Below are 1,207 nucleotides of genomic sequence, written 5' to 3'. Positions count from 1 at the left end.
GTATTCCAGGCCAAGCCGCCACAATGAAAGCACTCGTCGTTCTCTGAGACTGTTGCTTTGATATCGCCGCTCCAAGTTAATTTGGCGAGCCTGAAGCCCCGTTAAAAAGAGCAGGTAATTGGCGAGAGCGGCAATCAACAGCAGTATTTCAATACGATGCAGGCAATGGCTGCGATGTAGATTCAGACCCAATCCCAAGTGCTCACTTTTCACATCTCTGAAACCTTCCTCAATTTGCATGCGTCGTTTGTAGACCGCCACGATCTTTGCCGGATTTCACTCGCTCTGAACTAAATTGCTGGCCAGCAACCATGGTTCACGCTCACGTCTTGCGGACTGTCGACTGAGCTTACTCTTGGCAATTGACCCCGTGACGCGTTGGTGTTTGCGGCCCTTGGCACAGTGCCGTACGCAATACAAATCGATGAAGTGTGGGGCGCTTCGTGTCATCTCGACACGGCCAAGTGCCTTGGGTGAGGCGGCGGCCAATGCATACAAATTCTTCACCGGTTGCCAGTCAGTTTGATCGCGACGATAAAGTTCGCGATTCCTTATCCGCGCGACGTAATACCAGCCCTGCGCGGCGACAGCCTTCATCCACGGTCGCCGAAAACCCGCATCGGTGACCAGAATCGGGATGCAGTCAACAGGTAGCAATTCGGCCAGCGTTTTGAGTAGGCGATTTTGATACTTGGGACAGCTCTCGCGCTCATGAACGCTTTCATAAACCGGAAATGAGCGTCCCGCCAGAGGGATCGATGCTCTTAGCAAAAAGGCTGTGCCTGAAGCGTCAATTCGAGACCAGTCGACCAGGATCAAAGGATGCTTCAACGAACCCAGCAATGCCCGAAGCATTACCCAATAGAACAATGGACGCTCTGATCTCAAGTGTTGATTGCCCAGCAACCGATCCACACGCTTGATCGAATGCTTGGGATAAGCACGCCCCGTCATGAAGCGACCAAGAGCGGTCAGTGTCAGTCGACGTCCTTGCAGTAACGAACTGACACAACTCATCAGTGATGTCAGGCGGCGAGAATGGATAGAGGGCAGTGCTTGAGCGAGCGCTCTGTGCAAAAATCGGATGGCTTGCATGGGTTCGGTTTCTTGTATTTGTGTGGTGCAAACCAAGTTGCCGACTCATGCAGGCCTCTTCAATATTCCAACTTCTTGATTTTCTGTAAGAAAAATCGGGGATCCCTCAGGG

At 52.1% G+C, this 1,207-nt stretch carries 1 pseudogene; it reads right to left on the bottom strand.

The features are described from left to right. A pseudogene (locus ACIOWA_RS28055) lies at positions 1 to 1,095 on the bottom strand (IS4 family transposase); the annotation flags it as partial. Positions 1,096 to 1,207 lie beyond the last annotated feature (112 nt).

The sequence above is a fragment of the Pseudomonas sp. NPDC087614 genome (genome assembly GCF_044743485.1).
GTDB lineage: Bacteria > Pseudomonadota > Gammaproteobacteria > Pseudomonadales > Pseudomonadaceae > Aquipseudomonas > Aquipseudomonas baetica_A.
The sequence above is the reverse complement of the archived record's forward strand: the minus strand, read 5'-3'. Positions and strand labels throughout refer to the sequence as shown.